We start from the raw sequence: 16097 nt of genomic DNA, 5'->3' as shown, positions 1-16097 counted from the left end.
CCTCCGGGCCGTACGCCTCCACCCCGTAGGCCTCCGAGCCGTACGCCTGCGCCCCGGCAAACCTTCGCCCCCGTACGCCCCCGTACACCGAGCAGAGCTGAGCCCCACGGAAAGGCACCACTCGTGAACCACCGCCCCGACCCCGTCGTGACCACCGCGCAGGGCGCGGTCCGCGGTCTGCGCCGGAGCGACGGCTCCGCCGTCTTCCTGAACATCCCCTACGCCGCCCCTCCGCGCGGCGCCGGCCGGTTCGCGCCGCCACGGCCGCACGCGAAGTGGGACGGCGTACGGGACGCCACCACGCCCGGCCCCAACGCGCCGCAGTCCCCGCGCGACCTCGGCAGCCTGGACATGTCGCCCTACTTCGGCGACGGCTGGAGCCGCGGGGAGGACTACCTCACCGTCAACGTCTGGGCCCCCGCCGGCGCGGGCGGCGGGCTGCCCGTCATGGTCTTCGTCCACGGTGGCGGGTACGTCGCCGGATCGACGCGGTCCGCCCTGTACGACGGCGCCGCCTTCGCCCGCGACGGCGTCGTCCTCGTCACCCTGAACTACCGGCTCGGCATCGCCGGTTTCCTCGACCTCCCCGGCGCGCCCGCCAACCGCGGCCTGCTCGACGTCGTCGCCGCGCTGGGCTGGGTGCGGGAGAACATCGCCGCGTTCGGCGGTGACCCGGACCGCGTCACCCTCTTCGGCCAGTCGGCCGGGGCGACCCTCGTCGGCGGCGTCCTCGCGGCCCCCGAGGCCGCGGGCCTCTTCCGCCGGGCGATCGTCCAGAGCGGCAGCGGCCTGGGGGCGTTCACGCCCGAGCAGGCCGCCCGCGTCACCCGGGCGGCGGCCACGGCGCTCGGCGTGGAGCCGCGCGCCGACGCCTTCGCGGACATCGGCGACGAGCGCCTGGTAGCGGCCGCGTCCCGGGTCACGGGCATCGACCTGCGGACGGAAACGGACCGCGACCCGCTGCTCGGCCTCAGCCCCTTCGGCCTGGTCTTGGCCACCCAGCCCGCCGTATCCGTCGCCGCCGGCCACGGCGCCGGCGCCGACCTGCTCATCGGGACCAACGCCGAGGAGGGCAACCTCTACCTGGCCCCGGTGGGGCGCTACACCACCTCGACCGCCGCGGACGTCGACGCGGTGGCGGCCCGCTCGCACCCGGACCCGGCGCGGCTCGTCGAGACGTACCGGACGGCACGCCCCAAGGCATCCTTCGGGGCCCTGCGGTCCGCCGTCATGACCGACGCCCTGTTCGGCGCGGGCAGCCGGGCCCTGGCCGCCGCCCACGCCTCCCACGCCGCCCGTCAGGGGGCCGTCACCTTCGCCTACGAGTTCGCATGGCGCTCCTCCGCGCTGGACGCGACGCTCGGCGCCGCCCACGCTATGGAGCTGCCCTTCGTCTTCGACCTCGCGCATCTGTCCCGGCTGCGCGGGCCTGCCGCCCTGCTCGGCCCCGACGCGCCACCCGAGGAGCTGGCCGCCAGGATGCACGGGAGCTGGGTCCGGTTCGCCGCGACCGGCAGTCCCGGCTGGGACCCGTACGACACCGGGCGCCGGACCACGATGCGCATCGACGCCGAGTGGTCCCCGCTCGACGATCCCCGACGCCCGGAACGGGAGGTCTGGGCCTGATACGGGGCCCCGCGCACCCCGCCCCTCACCAAATTCGCACAAAGACACGAAACCTCCGCATCACTTGTGTCACCGTAAACGCCCAGGCAGGAGCGGGTGCGCGGGCCCCGGGGCCGCACAGACACGCGCGGGTGCCCTCGCGCACCGGCACCGGGGGGACGAGAATGTGCCCTTGAGTGCACCGCCCGCACCCGATTAGGTGGAGGGCGGCGACCCCGCCGTCGGACGGCAGCCGCCGTCCCGATCCGAGGGAGTTGGAGCCCATGCCTGCACGGCCGTCGGTCACGGAGGCGGAGCTGGAGGCCCACCTGCGTGGCATCTGCTTCAAGACCGGACCACCCCGCTACATAGGCGTCGAGATCGAATGGCTCGTGCACGACGCCCACAACCCCCGATGTCCCGTCGACCCCGTACGACACCGCGAAGCGGCCGCCGCACTCCGCGCCCTCCCCCTGCGGTCGGCCCTCACCTTCGAACCCGGCGGCCAGCTGGAGCTCAGCTCGCTGCCCGCCACATCCATCACCGCATGCGTCGAGGCCGTCTCGGCCGACCTGGCCCTGGTACGCCCCGCGATGCGGGAGATGGGCCTCGGCATGGCGGGACACGGCCACAATCCCTGGCACCCGCCGCGCCGGGTGCTCACCGACCCCCGCTACAACGCCATGGAGGCGTACTTCGACCGCTGGGGCGGCGCCGGCCGGTCCATGATGTGCGGCACCGCCTCGGTCCAGGTCTGTGTGGACGCCGGGCACGAGGAGCCCGGCCCGCTGGGGCTCGGGCGCCGCTGGAAGCTGGCGCATCTGCTGGGCGCGGTCCTGGTCGCCGCCTTCGCCAACTCACCCGTCAGCGAGGGCTGCCCGACGGGCTACCGCTCCACCCGCCAGGTGGTGTGGTCGCAGATGGACCCCGCCCGCACCCTCGCCCCGCCCGACGGCCCGGACCCGCGTGCCGCCTGGGCCGGGTATGTCCTGGACGCGCCCGTGATGTGCGTACGCGGCGACGACGGCCCGTGGGACGCGCCCGAGGGGCTGACGTTTCGCGACTGGGTCCGTACGGGCGCGCCGCGCCCACCCACCGAGGAGGATCTCGACTACCACGTCACCACGCTCTTCCCGCCCGTACGGCCGCGCGGGCACCTGGAGCTGCGCATGATCGACGCGCAGCCGGGGGACGGCGGCTGGATCGTGCCGCTGGCCGTCACGGCCGCGCTCTTCGACGACCCAGAGGCCGCCGAGAGCGCGTACCGCGTGGTCAAGCCCCTCGCCGAGACGGCCGGTACGCGGCCGGCGCCGCGCAATCCGCTGTGGCGGCACGCCACCCGGGGCGCGCTGACCGACCCGGAACTGCAGGCCGCCGCACTGGCCTGCTTCGCCATCGCGCAGGAGGCGCTGCCGCGGCTGGGCGCGCGGGCCGAGGTGAGCGACGCGGTCGCCCGGTTCGCCGAGCGCTATGTGGCGCGGGGCCGCTGCCCGGCGGACGACCTGCTGGACGGGGCGTACGCCGAGGAGACCGCGCCGGCCACCGCACCGCCTTGGCCGGCCGGAGCCGCGCCGCCGACCGGCGTGCCGGCCGCGGTGGACGCCGCGTACGAGGACGAGCTCACTCCTGGGAAGGACAGTCTGTGACCCACGATCCCGAGTCGCTCCGGGAACGCGCGGCGCGTGCCCTGCTCGCCGCGCGCGACCGTACCCGCCTGCTGACCACCTGCGTCGACGACCACGACCTCACCGCGCAGCACTCCCCCTTGATGTCGCCGCTGGTCTGGGACCTGGCGCACATCGGCAACCAGGAGGAGCAGTGGCTGCTGCGCGCGGTCGGCGGGCGTGACGCGCTGCGCCCCGACATCGACCGCGTGTACGACGCCTTCGAGCACCCGCGCGCCGAGCGCCCGTCCCTGCCGCTGCTGCCGCCCGCCGAGGCACACGGCTACGTGACGGACGTACGGAGCCGGGTGCTGGACGTGCTCGACAGCAGCCCGCTGCGCGGCGGGCCGCTGCTCGACGCCGGCTTCGCGTTCGGCATGATCGCGCAGCACGAGCAGCAGCACGACGAGACCATGCTCATCACCCACCAGCTGCGCCGCGGCCCGGCGGCGCTCACCGCGCCCGAGCCGCCGGTGACCTCCGACGGCATCCTGCCCACCGAGGTCCTCGTGCCCGGCGGCCCGTTCACCATGGGCACCTCCACCGAACCGTGGGCCCTGGACAACGAACGCCCAGCGCACCGCCGCCTGCTGCCGTCCTTCCTCATCGACACCACTCCGGTGAGCAACGGCGCCTACCAGGACTTCATCGACGACGGCGGGTACGACGACGAGCGCTGGTGGTCCGCCGAGGGCTGGGACCACGTGCGCGAACACAAGCTGACGGCGCCGCTGTTCTGGCGCCGGGAGGGAGGCCGGTGGCTGCGGCGGCGCTTCGGCGTCACCGAGCCGGTGCCGCCGCAGGAACCCGTACTGCACGTGAGCTGGTACGAGGCCGACGCGTACGCGCGGTGGGCGGGGCGGCGGCTGCCCACGGAGGAGGAGTGGGAGAAGGCCGCCCGGCACGACCCGGCCACCGGCCGGTCGCGCCGCTACCCGTGGGGCGACGAGGACCCGGGCCCGTCGCACGCCAACCTGGGTCAGCGGCACCTGCGCCCCGCGTCCGTCGGCAGCTACCCGGACGGCCAGTCTCCGCTGGGCGTACGGCAGTTGATCGGCGACGTGTGGGAGTGGACGGCGAGCGACTTCCTGCCGTATCCGGGCTTCGCCGCGTTCCCCTACCGGGAGTACTCGGAGGTGTTCTTCGGCGGGCCGTACAAGGTGCTGCGCGGCGGTTCGTTCGCCGTCGACCCGGTGGCCTGCCGGGGCACCTTCCGCAACTGGGACCTGCCGGTGCGGCGCCAGATCTTCTCCGGCTTCCGCACCGCCCGCGACGCCGGCACGGCGGGCGCGTGAGGGCCCCGGCTCCGGTCCCGCCGGAGGAACCACCCGCGGCGCGGACCGGCCCCGGGAGGCGTTGCTGATGTGCCGTCACATCGCCTACCTGGGGCCGGAGCTGCCGCTCGGCGCCCTGATCACGGCGCCGCCCCACGGCCTGTACCGCCAGTCGTGGCAGCCGCGCCACCAGAACCACGGCACGGTCAACGCGGACGGCTTCGGCGTCGGCTGGTACGCGCCCGGCGACCCGGTGCCCGCCCGGTACCGCAGGGGCGGGCCCATCTGGGCCGACACCGGCGTCCTGGACCTGTGCCGGGTGGTGCGGACCACCGCGCTGCTCGCCGCCGTCCGGGACGCCACCTTCGCGGGCGCGGACGCCGAGGCGGCGGCCGCGCCGTTCGCCGACGGGCCGTGGCTGTTCAGCCACAACGGCGCCGTGCCGGGCTGGCCCGGCTCACTGGCGGACCTGGCCGCCGAACTGCCCGCACACCGGCTGCTGTCCCTCCAGGCCCGCTGCGACTCGGCCTTCCTGTGGGCGCTGGTGCACCACCGGCTCGACGCCGGCCTGGAACCCGCCGAGGCACTGGCGGACACCGTCACGGCGGTCGCCGCCGCCGCGCCCGGCGCCCGGCTGAACCTGCTGCTCACCGACGGCACCACGATCGCCGCCACCACCTGGGGCGACTCCCTGTACTACCGCGCCGAGCCCGGCCGCAGCACCACTGTCGCCTCCGAGCCGTACGACGACTCCCCCCACTGGACCGAGGTTCCCGCGTACACCCTGCTCGCGGCCACGCCCACCGACGTCCTACTCACCCCGCTCAAGGAGCCCGCCGCGTGAGTCCCCTCAGCGTCACCCGCACCCTGCCCGCCGACGCCACCACGGCCGCGCTGCGCGCCGATGTCGCCCACGGCCTGACCCGCACCCCGAAACAACTCCCGCCCAAATGGTTCTACGACGCCCGCGGCAGCGAACTCTTCGACGAAATCACCACCCTGCCGGACTACTACCCCACCCGCGCCGAACGCGAAATCCTGATCAACCACTCCGCCGACATCGCCGCGGCCACCGGCGCCCGCACCCTCGTCGAGCTGGGCTCCGGCTCCTCCGACAAGACCCGCCACCTCATCGCGGCGCTGACCGGCCTGGACACCTACGTCCCGGTCGACGTCAGCGAGTCCGCCCTCACCGCGGCCGGCGAAGCCCTCCTGGCCGCCCACCCGGACCTGACCGTCCACGCCCTGGTCGCCGACTTCCAGCAGGGTTTCGCCCTCCCCGGCACCCCCGGCCCCCGCCTCCTGGCCTTCCTGGGCGGCACCATCGGCAACCTCCTCCCCGAGGAACGCGCCGCCTTCCTCCACTCCGTACGGGACCTCCTGTCCCCCGGCGACGCCCTGCTCCTGGGCACCGACCTCGTCAAGGACGAACGGACCCTCGTCGCCGCCTACGACGACGCCCGGGGCGTCACCGCCGAATTCAACAAGAACGTCCTCGGCGTCATCAACCGCGAACTGGGCGCCGACTTCGACCCGGCCGACTTCCGGCACGTGACCGTGTGGAACACCGAGCACGAGTGGATCGAGATGCGGCTGCGGGCCCGCAGGGAACTGACGGTGAAGATCCCGGCGCTGGACCTGGCGGTCCCGTTCGCCGCGGACGAGGAGATCAGGACGGAGATCTCGGCGAAGTTCCGGGAGGAGGGGGTACGGGACGAACTGGGCGCCGCGGGCTTCGCGTTGAGCCGGTGGTGGACGGACGACGCGGAGCGCTTCGCGCTGTCCCTGTCCGTACGGACCTGATCTCCGCGCACCCCGGGGGCGGGGTGGCACGGATACCCCACGGAGCACCTTACGTCCCACTCGCACCACAATGACCGAAAAGCATCCTCGTACAGGCGTGGCCCCGGTGGAGTATGAGTGCAGTGTACGAATTCAGCACTCTTGGGGAGAGTTATGAAGATCGCACAGCGCGTCGCGACACTGGCGGCAGCCGGCACGCTCCTGGGCGGCAGCCTCGTGGGACTGAGCGCGACCACGGCCGAGGCCGTCACCGCCGGTCACTGTGACTGGACGTCGGTGGTGCGGAACAACTCGGGCGGCCACGGCTACTTCAAGGGGAGGACGCCGGTCAGGACCATGCCGTACAAGGACTGCGCCTCCAAGTCGTACGCCTCCGGGCGCAAGTTCTTCTACTGGTGTTACCTGCGCAACGAGCACAACAACAAGTGGATCTTCGGTCGGGTCGCGGGCACCCAGCACACCGGCTGGGTGTACGCCGGGAACATCAAGAACTCGTCGGGGACCCTGCGCAAGTGCTAGGCCGCGCCTTTCGGAACGCCCCGGGTCGGCCCGTCCACGGGCCGCCCCGGCCGCGTCACCGGCCGGCGACCAGCAGCGTCTGCAGAATGCGGCCGCAGTCGCCCGCCGTGTCGTCGAGCTGACCGGCCGCCAGCCCCGAGCCGACGGGGCTGGCGGCCGTCGACGACCGTATGCACAGCCATTCGCCGACCGGCTCGCGGTGCAGTGCCAGCGTGATGTCGGTGTTGATGACGAACTGGCGGACGTGGTCGAGCTCGAAGGAGACCGCCCAGTTGCTGTCGGCCAGGGTCAGCGCGCGGGACAGCGGTGTGTCCGGCTCACCGGCCACCAGAGGAACACGCTGACGCGCCCAGACCGTGCCCGGCCCAGGGGTGTCGAAGTTCTGTCCGGGCCCGAAGCGCCACTCCATGGCGGCGATGTATCCGTCGAGGTGCGCGCCGAGCATGGTGTGCGGCGCCTGCGGGCCGGGCAGGGGCGGCGGGTCGGTTTCCGGCCGCAGCCGCGGGGTGTCGGCGGGTCCGGCGGCCATGCGCCATGCGCGTGCCATCATCACCGTCTCGCCGTCCGAGGTCAGCTCGCCCTCGACCAGCTCCGTACGCCCGCCGGAACGTACGGTGCGCACCTGGACGCGCAGTTCCCCGACGGGGACCGGGCGCGGCAGTTCCACGGTGACGCGCGCGACACGGAACCCCTCCCGGGCCTCGTGCCCCTCCAGGGCCCGGCCCAGCAGCGCCGAGGGCGGACCGGCGTGCTGCGTCTTGGCGCTCCACGGCCCCGCGGTGGCGGACGTGCTCTCGTAGCGGCCGTCCCCCAGGCTCCTGTAGAACGCCTGGTCCCCCGCTTCCGGCCCGGCCGGCCAAAGATCAGTCATGAGGACTGCCTACTTCACACCCGCCGCTCGGGGCAATGCCTGACCGGCAGGTGCCTGAGGCCGTTCTGGAAGTTGGAGACCAGCCGGACCGGCTCCCCCGCGAGTTCGAGAGCGGGCAGCTGTTCCAGTACGTGGCGGACCACCGCCCGCATCTGTACGCGTGCGAGGTGGCTGCCCAGGCAGAAGTGCGGGCCGAAGCCGAAGCTGACGTGGTCGTTCGGGGTGCGGGTGATGTCGAAGCGGTCCGGGTCGGGGAAGACGGTCTCGTCGCGGTTGGCGGAGGCGTGGTAGACGACGACCTTGTCGCCGCGCCGGATGCGCCGGCCGCCCAGTTCGGTGTCCCGGGTGGCGGTGCGCCGGAAGTCGATGACCGGGGGCCAGTAGCGCAGCATCTCCTCCACCGCGCTGCCGGTCAGTTCCGGCTGCCGTCGCAGGCGGGCGAACTGGTCCGGGTGCCGGAGGAGGGTGAGCAGGCCGCCCGGGATGCCGTTGCGCAGCGTCTCGTTCCCGGCCACCGCGAAGAGGAAGAACATGTTCTCGAACTCGGCGCGGCTCAGGCCGCCCTGCCGCAGCTGGGCCATGACGCTGCCGGGGCGCGGGTTTTCGGCCAGTGCGTGGGCGTACGCGAACATGTCGGCGAGCGCCCGGCGGGAGCGCGGGTTGACGGGGCGGCCGTCCGGGCGGAGCGCGGGGGCGGGCCGGTGGCGCAGGGCGGCGCGGCCCATCGGGCTGAGCCGGCCTGGGTCGGCGGTGCTGGACGTGGCGTACGCGTCGTCCTGGTAGCCGATGACGCGGTTCGACCAGTCGACGAGCAACTGCCGGTCCTCCTCCGGCACTCCCATGACGTGGGCCAGCGTCCAGACCGGCAGGTCGGCCGCGGCGGTCACGAAGTCCGCCTCGCCCGCCTGCGCCACCTCCGCCACCAGGTGTCCCGCCCGCGCGTCGATGATCTCCTCCAACTCCCGTACGGCACGCGGGGTGAAGGCCGCGGCGACGACGCGGCGGATGCGCGCGTGGTCCGGCGGGTCCTGGTTGAGCATCATCGTCCGGACGAACGCGAGGTCGTCCTCGGTGTCGGGGTCGCGGATCTGGGTGGCGCCCAGGTAGGAGGAGTAGACCTCGGGGGTGCGCAGGACGTGTTTGACGTCGGCGTGGCGCAGCACCGCCCAGTAGCCGGGTCCGGCCGGCCAGCCGTCGACCGCCGGCTCCTCCGTCCAGCTCACCGGCCGGGTCGCGCGCAGTTGTCGGAACAGGTCGTAGGGGACCGCGGTGGCGTACGTCCGGGGTGTGAACACGTCGGTAGCTCTCACGCAGGCGAACGTACGATATTCCATCGTTCGGGGGAATCGGGCCCGCCGGGCGGCTGACGGTGACCCGCCTTGTGCAACATCACGGCGTGAAGGGATCGCAACGTTTCCGCAGCCTCCAACCTGCGGTGCTTCTCTTACCGCTGTTGGTCGCGCTCGCAGTGCTGTCGACGCCGTCCGTGGCGCGCGCGGCACCGGCCCGGCCCGCCGAGGCGTGCGCGAACACCTGTACGGACAGATCGGTGCGCGCGCAGCCCGGCCGGCCGGCGCCACCGGGCTGGGAGTGGGTCTGCGAGCTGCCGACCGGCTGGCCGATGCCGCCGGGCTGGCGCTGGGACTTGTTCTGGTCCTGCCCGACGCCGACACCAACGCCGACGCCGACGCCGACCAAGCCACCCACCACCACGCCTACGCCGTCCCCCACACCCACTCAGACCTCTCCGCCGTCCCCCACGCCCACCCAGACCGCACCTCCGTCCCAGCGCCCCACGCCCTCCCCGACCCCGTCGCGCCCGCAGCGCGGGACGCCTGCCCCCTCCGTTCCCGGGCAGACGCCCGTACCGTCCCGCTCAAGGCCCGGTGAATCCGCGGCTCCCCCGCCGCCGGGCGTCCGGCCCACGTCACCGCGCCCCACGGCGATTACGCCGCCGGTGGCGCTGCCCCGCAACTACGCCCCGTCCGCCCGTAAGCAGCACAACAGCCGGTCGCCCGTCACGACCATGCTGCTGCTCACCGCGCCCGCCGTGCTGGCGGCCGCCGCGCTGCGTCCCCGTTCGTCCAGCTCGTCCGGTGCGTCCGGGCGCCGTTCCTCGTAGGAGGCCACCTTGTCGGAATGGCTGGTCCTGACCATCGCGATGGCCGCCGTCTGCGCCGTCGTGCTGACCATCACGGTCCTCAAGCAGCGCCGTATCGGGGACGACGACGACCCGTCCGAGACACCCGACGTCATCGAGTACATGGTCATGATGGTGGGGGTGGTGTACGCGATCGTCCTCGGCCTCGCCATCGCCGGGGTGTGGGAGGCCCGGGGCGCCGCCGAGGACACTGTGCGCACCGAGGCGCAGGCCCTGCACGAGGTCAGCGAACGGGTGCGGGCCTACCCGGAGGCCACCCGGGACCGCATCCGGGCGGACGTCGACACCTATGTCACCCACGTCGTCCACAAGGAGTGGCCGGCCATGGCCGAACGGGGGGAGGTCACGGACCGGGGCGGTCAGCTGCTGGAGAAGGTGCGGGCCGATGTGACCGACTACCGGCCGCGCGACGATTACGAGGCGCAGTCCTATCAGCCGCTGCTCGACCAGGTCGCGGCGGCGGACGACGCCCGCAACGCGCGGGCGGAGAGCATCGATCCGGCCCTGCCGCCGGTGGTCTGGTTCGGGCTGATCACCGGTGCCGCGATCACCATCGGGCTGATCTTCACCCTCCAGATCCGCCGGTCGGCGCGCGAGTTGCTGATGGCGGGGCTCTTCAGTGCCTTGATCGCCTTTCTGCTCTTCCTGGTGTGGGACTTCGACGCGCCGTTCAGCCGGGGCATCTCGGCCTCGGCGGACCCGTTCACGGATCTGTTCCCGCACTTGTGAGGGGCGCGGAGGGCACGTAATTCCCGCGCGTCGCCGCTCTCCCCGTGCGATCATGCGCGCATGTCCACGGAGTTGCCGACCACCGACGCCTTGCGGGGCCTGCTGGGCCCCGCCCGTGACGCGGTGCGGCTGAGCAGCAGTCCGCGCTCCCGGGTGTGGCGCGTCGAGTTGCGCGGCGCGCCCGCCGTGGTCAAGCAGGCCGTGGAGGGCGCGGACGCCGACGAGCGGTTCGCCCGCGAGGTGGCCGCGCTGCGGCTGGCCTCGCGGGTGACGCCGCCCGTGGTGCCGCGGCTGCTCGGTGCCGACCCGGTCGCGCGCGTCCTGGTGCTGGAGCACGTCGCCCACCGGCGGCCGTCGCCGGACTGGGTGGTCGGCTACGCGACGGCGCTGGCCCGGCTGCACGCGGCCGGCACGTCCGTACCCGCGCACGACGTGACGCTGCCCGCCTGGTCGGGGCCGGTACGGGCGGACATCGACGCCTTCCTCGGCCTGGCCGACCGCCTCGCGGTCCCGGTGCCGGACGGGACGGACGCCGAGTTGGCGGGCCTGCTGCGGCGGCTCGGTACCGCGCCCGGCCGCGCTCTGCTGCACGGCGACCCGTGCCCGGGCAACGACCTGCACAGCCCGGACGGCATCCGGTTCATCGACTTCGAGCAGGCCTGCCTCGGCAGCGGCCTGTCCGAACTCGCCTATCTGCGCATGGGTTTCCCGACCTGCTGGTGCGTCACGGACACGCCGGAGCCGCTGCTGCGCGAGGCGGAAGCCGCGTACGGGGCGGCCTGGGAGGCGGCGGCCGGCAGCGCGCCGCCCGGCGACCTCGTCGACGCGTGCGCGGGCTGGCTGATCCGGGGCGACGCGCTGGTCCAGCGCGCGCACCGCGGAGCCGCCGACCACCTCTCCCGGCTTCCCGAGGAGGACTGGACGTGGGGCACGGTCACCGCGCGGCAGCGGCTCGCGCACCGGCTCGGTGTCGTCGCCCGGCTCACCGCCGTACGTGACGATCTGCTCGGTCTGAGCCGTCTCGCCGACGCGATGCGCGCCCGGCTGCTGGACCGCTGGCCCGCCCTCACGCCGCCGCCACGCGAGCGCCCCGAGGACGACTGACGCCAGTACGGCGCAGGGTCGCCGACGCGGCCCGCCCTTCCCGGCCCGTTCATGCCACCGCCTGTTCAGCGTGCCCTTCCTGTGCTTCGATGCTGCGATCATCTGTTCGCGCAGGGGCGGCAGAGCGGCAGAGAGACCGGGGTGGACGCATGGACCGGCGGGGATTCCTGAAGGGCGCGGCAGCGGTATCGGCCGTCGGGGTACTGGCGGGGCCCGGGAGCGGGCAGGCCGCCGCGGTCACGCCCGTCGGCGGCGCGTCCGGGCGGGCCCGGCGCGCCGTCTCCGTACAGGACTGGATGTCGGCGCTCCCGGACAGCACGGCGATGCGGCGGCTCTCCATCCCGGGTACACACGATTCCGGGGCGCGGTACGGGGGCCCGTGGGTCGCCTGCCAGAACACCACCGTCGCGCAGCAGTTGGACAGCGGCATCCGCTTCCTGGACGTGCGCTGCCGCGCCGTCGACTCGGTCTTCGCGATCCACCACGGCGCGTTCTACCAGAACCTGATGTTCGACGATGTGCTGGTGGCGTGCCGGGCGTTCCTCCAGGCGCATCCGTCGGAGACCGTGCTGATGCGCGTCAAGCAGGAGTATTCGCAGGAGAGCGCGGCGGAGTTCCGGCGGATCTTCGACAGCTACCTGGACGGCAAGGGATGGCGGTCGCTGTTCCGGCTGGACGGCACGCTGCCCTCGCTCGGGCAGGCCCGGGGGAAGGTCGTCCTGCTGGCCGACTCGGACGGGCTGCCGGGGGTGCGGTACGCCGATCCGGGCGTCTTCGACGTCCAGGACGACTACATGGCCGAGCCGCTGCGCAAGTATCCGCTGGTCGAGGGGCAGTTCCGCAAGGCCGTCAAGGAGCCGGGCAAGCTGTTCGTCAACTACGTCAGCACCGCGGCCCTGCTGCCGCCCCGTTCCAACGCGGACCGCCTCAATCCGCGGGTCAAGGACTTCCTGAACGGCGCGGAGGCGGGCGGGTGGACGGGGCTGGGCATCGTGCCGATGGACTTCCCCAACGAACTGGGCCTGGCCGAGACGCTGATCCGGCACAACAGGGATATCCGGGCGTGAGGTCGCGACGACTTCGCCACGTCTCCTCGCACTGCCGGGGGACGCGGCGCAGGGGCGGGATGGCCCCGGTGCCGGCCCCGATGCCGAGGCGCGCGCTCGGCGCCTGAGCGGTATCGGGGCGCCCGTACGGGAGCGGGCCCCGGGCGAAAGGCGTCTCGCGCCGGAACCGTATGATCTGCTGGTGAGTACGACCGAGCGTGGCCGCGCCCTGCGGCCCCCGGCCCCGGGCGGGCCGCGCGAGCGCCGCCGGGCCGCCGCCCTCGGCCTCTGCGCCGCACTCACCCTGACCTGCGCCGGAACGGTCCTGGCGGTACGGGCCTTCGCGCACGGCGGGTTCCTGGCGTCCGGCGATCCGGCCACGGGCTCGTACGCCGGGGAAACGGCCGACGGGGACGCGGCGGCCGACTCGCTGCTCTCCGGCCCGTACACCGAACGCCCCGGCCCGCCGCGCGCCACCACCCGCGCGTCCAGAGGCGGGGCAGCGGCCTCGGACCGGACAGCGGCCACGGACCGGGAGCCGGAGGCCGGCCGGGCGGCGGCGCCGGAGAAGACGGCCGGGCTGCCCGTCTCCCGGCCCCTCGAAGCCACCCCGGCGGCCGTCTCCCCCGCCGTCGGCCCGCTGTTCTCGCCCGGCGCCGACGGCGACGCCGACCACCACTGCACCGCGAGCGTGGTGCACTCCCCGGCGGGCGACCTGGTCGTCACCGCCGCGCACTGCGTCTACGACGGCGGCTTCCGTACGAACCTCGTCTTCGCGCCCGGCTACCACGACGGCGTCCTGCCCTACGGCGTCTGGGTGCCGTCCCGTATCGACGTCGACCCGCGCTGGGCCGAGCACCGCGACGCCGCGCACGACGTGGCGTTCCTGCGGGTGCGCCGCCCGCACGGCGCCGGGTCGGGCGAACGGCGCGTCGAGGACCTGACCGGCGCCGAGCGCATCCGCTTCTCCCCGCCCGCCGGTCTGCCGACGCGGACCGTCGGCTATCCCGACGACCGCGAGAGCCCCGTCGGCTGCCAGAACACCACCACCGCGGTGCCCGGCCAGCTGCGCTTCGACTGCGCCGGATTCCCCAACGGCACCAGCGGCGGTCCGATGCTCACCGGCATCGACCCGAACACCGGCCTCGGTACGGTGACCGGCGTCATCGGCGGCCTGGACGAGGGCGGCGACGACGAGACGTCGTACAGCAGCTGGTTCGGCCCGGACACCGCCGCCCTCTACCGCCGCGCCGCCGGGGAACGGGTCTGAGGCGGCGCGGCCGTGCGGGCGCTACGCGCCGCGCGGCACCACGGTCTTGAGGACCTTCGGCAGCGGGTACCAGTCGGCGGTCACGATGCTGCCGTGGGCGGCGGCGAGCTGCTTCACCCGGGCGAGCGCCTCGGCCTCGGTGGGCTTGGTGCCGTCGATGACCGGGGGCACCTGGTGCGCGTCGGTCATGATCAGAAGGTAGTGGCGGCTGTCGTACCAGGCGGTGTCGATGCCGTTCTTCAGGTACGTCGCGGCGTCGCCGTCGAAGACCACGAACCAGGGGCGCAGCGCCGTGTCGGTGTAGCGGGTGCGCGGGTCGCCCGCCGCCGCGCCGTGCACCGCGGGGAAGGCGGTGGCCTGGCCCAGCTTGCCCTGGGCGGCGAGGTTCTTCAGGTGGATGGCGTACTCGCGGTCGGTCCACAGGTCGTCGAGGGGATTCTTCTCTTCGACCGTGCCCGGTATGAGCTCGAAGAGGAACTTGCCGTTCAGCGCGGAGCGGGCGGGCCAGCCGCCCGCCCGCACGGCCTCGTCGAGGTCGCGGTGCCCGGCGGCCAGGTCGCCGGGCCCGTACACCGCGTCGCCCAGCCGGGAGCGGACGAGCGCGTCGAAGGCGGCTGGGCCGCGGCCGCCCTTGTCGTTGAAGCCGTCCTTCATCTCGACCTTGACCGTGATCGGCCGGTGGCCGGGGTGGGCGTCGTGCCAGGCCTTCATGTCGGCGAGGCAGCCGCCGAGGTCCTGGTCACGGCCCTTGGTGCGCAGTTCGCCCGCGGTGGCGGCGTTCACGCAGTTGCTGTTGTTGCCGAACGGGTTGCTGTGCGAGACCCGCCAGGACTTGCCGAGCGCGTTGGTCCACACGTCCAGTTCGAGCAGGCCGGCTCCGGAGTCCAACGCGTCGGCGAAGTACGGGTACTTGGCCTTCTCGTAGGCGTTGTGGACGCCGACGGACGTGGTGGCGCCGTACGATCCGGCGGGCTGTGCCGCGCCGGCCGGGCTCGCCAGCGCGACGACCACCGCCGCCGCGGCAGCGGCCGTTCCCGCGCGTCGTGTTCTGCTCATGTTCCCCCGCTTTCACTCCACTGGCCCCCCGGCAGCCCCCTGCGGCTCCGGGATCACCAGCCCCTCCGGTCGAGGCAGCAGCGTACGGGAGTTGACGGGTGGCGCGGCCACCGGGTGGGTACGCGGGCCGGGAAACGCCGTGAAGAGCGAGCAAACCGGGACGGGAAGGAGTTGTACGGCATCGTGGACACCGTGGACACACCTCTGCACGACACAGCACTCCGGGGGCGGCCATGAGCGGCGAGCGCGCCCGGGTCCGGGCCCTCCTGGACACCTACGGCCGGACCTACGCGGACGAGGCCGGTATCCGGCTCAAGGACACGCCGCAGCCGCTGTACCAGCTGCTGGTCCTGTCCTGCCTGCTCAGCGCGCGCATCCAGGCCGGCATCGCGGTGGCCGCGAGCCGCGCGCTGTCGAAGGCGGGGCTGCGCAACGCGCGGCGGATGAAGGAAGCGACCTGGCAGCAGCGGGTGGACGCCCTCGGCGAGGGCGGCTACCGCCGCTACGACGAACGCACCGCGACCCAACTGGGAGACGGCGCCGAGCTGTTGCTCGACCAGTACGGCGGCGACCTGCGCCGGATGCGCGACGCCGCGGACGGCGACACCGACCGGCTGCGCAAGCTGCTGCGCGAGGTCCCCGGCCTCGGCCCCGCGGGCATCGACATCTTCCTGCGCGAGGCCCAGGCCGTGTGGCCGGAACTCGCGCCGCGCCTGGACGCCAAGGCCCTGCAGGGCGCGGAGCGCGTCGGGCTGCCGACCTCGCCCGACGCGCTGCTGAAGGCCGCCGGGAAGACCGGGAGGGCGGAGCCCGCCGTGCTGGCCGCGGCGCTGGTGCGCGCGGCGCTCGACAAGAAGGGCGCGCAGGAGATCCGCGACACCAAGTGAGCGGCCGGTGGAGAACGGCGTCCGGCGGACCCCCACCCCCAACGCGGCCCGGGGCCCCCGCCGAGGAACCCCAGCAAAAACCGTAACCCAGAACACAGACCCCGCCCG

At 73.8% G+C, this 16097-nt stretch carries 16 protein-coding genes; 13 read left to right on the top strand and 3 right to left on the bottom strand.

All coding sequences use genetic code 11. The annotated features are described in order from the left end of the window. Positions 1-123 precede the first annotated feature (123 nt). The 6 genes from ACFV57_RS08215 (at position 124) to ACFV57_RS08190 (ending at position 6865) form a co-directional block, all read left to right on the top strand. The gene (locus ACFV57_RS08215; RefSeq protein ID WP_385227053.1) at positions 124-1626 is read left to right on the top strand and encodes a carboxylesterase/lipase family protein; all 1503 of its coding nucleotides are present in this window, start codon (positions 124-126) and stop codon (positions 1624-1626) included. 263 nt (positions 1627-1889) lie between these two features. Beyond that, positions 1890-3251: an ergothioneine biosynthesis glutamate--cysteine ligase EgtA gene (gene egtA / locus ACFV57_RS08210; protein ID WP_385227050.1), complete on the top strand. Its 1362-nt coding sequence runs from the start codon at positions 1890-1892 to the stop codon at positions 3249-3251. Continuing rightward, positions 3248-4564: an ergothioneine biosynthesis protein EgtB gene (gene egtB, locus ACFV57_RS08205; protein WP_385227047.1), complete on the top strand. Its 1317-nt coding sequence runs from the start codon at positions 3248-3250 to the stop codon at positions 4562-4564. The genes egtA and egtB overlap by 4 nt, the downstream gene beginning before the upstream one ends. Before the next feature lie 67 nt (positions 4565-4631). After that, a complete protein-coding gene (egtC, locus tag ACFV57_RS08200; protein WP_385227044.1) occupies positions 4632-5387 on the top strand; it encodes an ergothioneine biosynthesis protein EgtC in 756 nt (251 codons plus the stop codon). Continuing rightward, positions 5384-6346, top strand: coding sequence for an L-histidine N(alpha)-methyltransferase (gene egtD, locus ACFV57_RS08195; RefSeq protein ID WP_385227041.1), 963 nt, complete (start codon positions 5384-5386; stop codon positions 6344-6346). Before egtC ends, egtD begins: the two co-directional genes overlap by 4 nt. Before the next feature lie 153 nt (positions 6347-6499). After that, positions 6500-6865 (top strand): hypothetical protein, encoded by a 366-nt coding sequence (locus ACFV57_RS08190; RefSeq protein WP_385227038.1) that lies wholly within the window; start codon positions 6500-6502, stop codon positions 6863-6865. 55 nt (positions 6866-6920) lie between these two features. Here ACFV57_RS08190 and ACFV57_RS08185 read toward each other — a convergent pair whose 3' ends face one another. Continuing rightward, positions 6921-7736: a thioesterase family protein gene (locus ACFV57_RS08185; protein ID WP_385227036.1), complete on the bottom strand. Its 816-nt coding sequence runs from the start codon at positions 7734-7736 to the stop codon at positions 6921-6923. Between the two features lie 14 nt (positions 7737-7750). After that, complete coding sequence (locus tag ACFV57_RS08180; RefSeq protein WP_385227033.1) at positions 7751-9046, bottom strand: cytochrome P450; 1296 nt, start codon at positions 9044-9046, stop codon at positions 7751-7753. Positions 9047-9326: 280 nt separating this feature from the next. On the opposite strand from ACFV57_RS08180, the gene ACFV57_RS08175 reads away from it, so the two are divergent. From ACFV57_RS08175 to ACFV57_RS08150, 6 genes are all read left to right on the top strand, one after another. Beyond that, positions 9327-9626 carry a hypothetical protein gene (locus ACFV57_RS08175; protein ID WP_385227030.1) on the top strand — a complete coding sequence of 100 codons (300 nt, stop codon included), beginning with the start codon at positions 9327-9329 and terminating at the stop codon, positions 9624-9626. Positions 9627-9693: 67 nt separating this feature from the next. Next, on the top strand, positions 9694-9858 hold the full coding sequence (locus ACFV57_RS08170; RefSeq protein ID WP_385227027.1) for a hypothetical protein: 165 nt from the start codon (positions 9694-9696) through the stop codon (positions 9856-9858). Between the two features lie 9 nt (positions 9859-9867). Further along, on the top strand, positions 9868-10626 hold the full coding sequence (locus tag ACFV57_RS08165) for a hypothetical protein (RefSeq protein WP_385227024.1): 759 nt from the start codon (positions 9868-9870) through the stop codon (positions 10624-10626). A gap of 60 nt (positions 10627-10686) precedes the next feature. Continuing rightward, positions 10687-11730, top strand: a complete 1044-nt coding sequence (locus ACFV57_RS08160) for a phosphotransferase family protein (protein WP_385227021.1) — start codon at positions 10687-10689, stop codon at positions 11728-11730. Positions 11731-11879: 149 nt separating this feature from the next. Further along, positions 11880-12797, top strand: a complete 918-nt coding sequence (locus ACFV57_RS08155; RefSeq protein ID WP_385227018.1) for a phosphatidylinositol-specific phospholipase C domain-containing protein — start codon at positions 11880-11882, stop codon at positions 12795-12797. 181 nt (positions 12798-12978) lie between these two features. After that, positions 12979-14046, top strand: coding sequence for a trypsin-like serine peptidase (locus tag ACFV57_RS08150; RefSeq protein WP_385227015.1), 1068 nt, complete (start codon positions 12979-12981; stop codon positions 14044-14046). A gap of 21 nt (positions 14047-14067) precedes the next feature. Here the strand turns inward: ACFV57_RS08150 and ACFV57_RS08145 are convergent, their stop codons facing one another. Continuing rightward, positions 14068-15102, bottom strand: coding sequence for a phosphatidylinositol-specific phospholipase C domain-containing protein (locus tag ACFV57_RS08145; RefSeq protein WP_385227012.1), 1035 nt, complete (start codon positions 15100-15102; stop codon positions 14068-14070). A gap of 233 nt (positions 15103-15335) precedes the next feature. Here ACFV57_RS08145 and ACFV57_RS08140 point away from each other — a divergent pair, with 233 nt between their 5' ends. Further along, on the top strand, positions 15336-15989 hold the full coding sequence (locus tag ACFV57_RS08140; RefSeq protein WP_385227009.1) for an endonuclease: 654 nt from the start codon (positions 15336-15338) through the stop codon (positions 15987-15989). Positions 15990-16097: the final 108 nt, after the last annotated feature.

It is taken from the genome of Streptomyces sp. NPDC059788, assembly GCF_042732265.1.
Taxonomy (GTDB): domain Bacteria; phylum Actinomycetota; class Actinomycetes; order Streptomycetales; family Streptomycetaceae; genus Streptomyces.
This window is presented reverse-complemented; position numbering and strand designations above follow the sequence as displayed.

Excerpts from the sequence above, each read along its gene's own strand:
- egtA (WP_385227050.1), top strand. The coding sequence starts at position 1,890 with ATGCCTGCACGGCCGTCGGTCACGGAGGCGGAGCTGGAGGCCCACCTG.
- egtC (WP_385227044.1), top strand. The coding sequence starts at position 4,632 with ATGTGCCGTCACATCGCCTACCTGGGGCCGGAGCTGCCGCTCGGCGCC.
- ACFV57_RS08190 (WP_385227038.1), top strand. The coding sequence starts at position 6,500 with ATGAAGATCGCACAGCGCGTCGCGACACTGGCGGCAGCCGGCACGCTC.
- ACFV57_RS08185 (WP_385227036.1), bottom strand. The coding sequence starts at position 7,736 with ATGACTGATCTTTGGCCGGCCGGGCCGGAAGCGGGGGACCAGGCGTTC.
- ACFV57_RS08160 (WP_385227021.1), top strand. The coding sequence starts at position 10,687 with ATGTCCACGGAGTTGCCGACCACCGACGCCTTGCGGGGCCTGCTGGGC.
- ACFV57_RS08155 (WP_385227018.1), top strand. The coding sequence starts at position 11,880 with ATGGACCGGCGGGGATTCCTGAAGGGCGCGGCAGCGGTATCGGCCGTC.
- ACFV57_RS08145 (WP_385227012.1), bottom strand. The coding sequence starts at position 15,102 with ATGAGCAGAACACGACGCGCGGGAACGGCCGCTGCCGCGGCGGCGGTG.
- ACFV57_RS08140 (WP_385227009.1), top strand. The coding sequence starts at position 15,336 with ATGAGCGGCGAGCGCGCCCGGGTCCGGGCCCTCCTGGACACCTACGGC.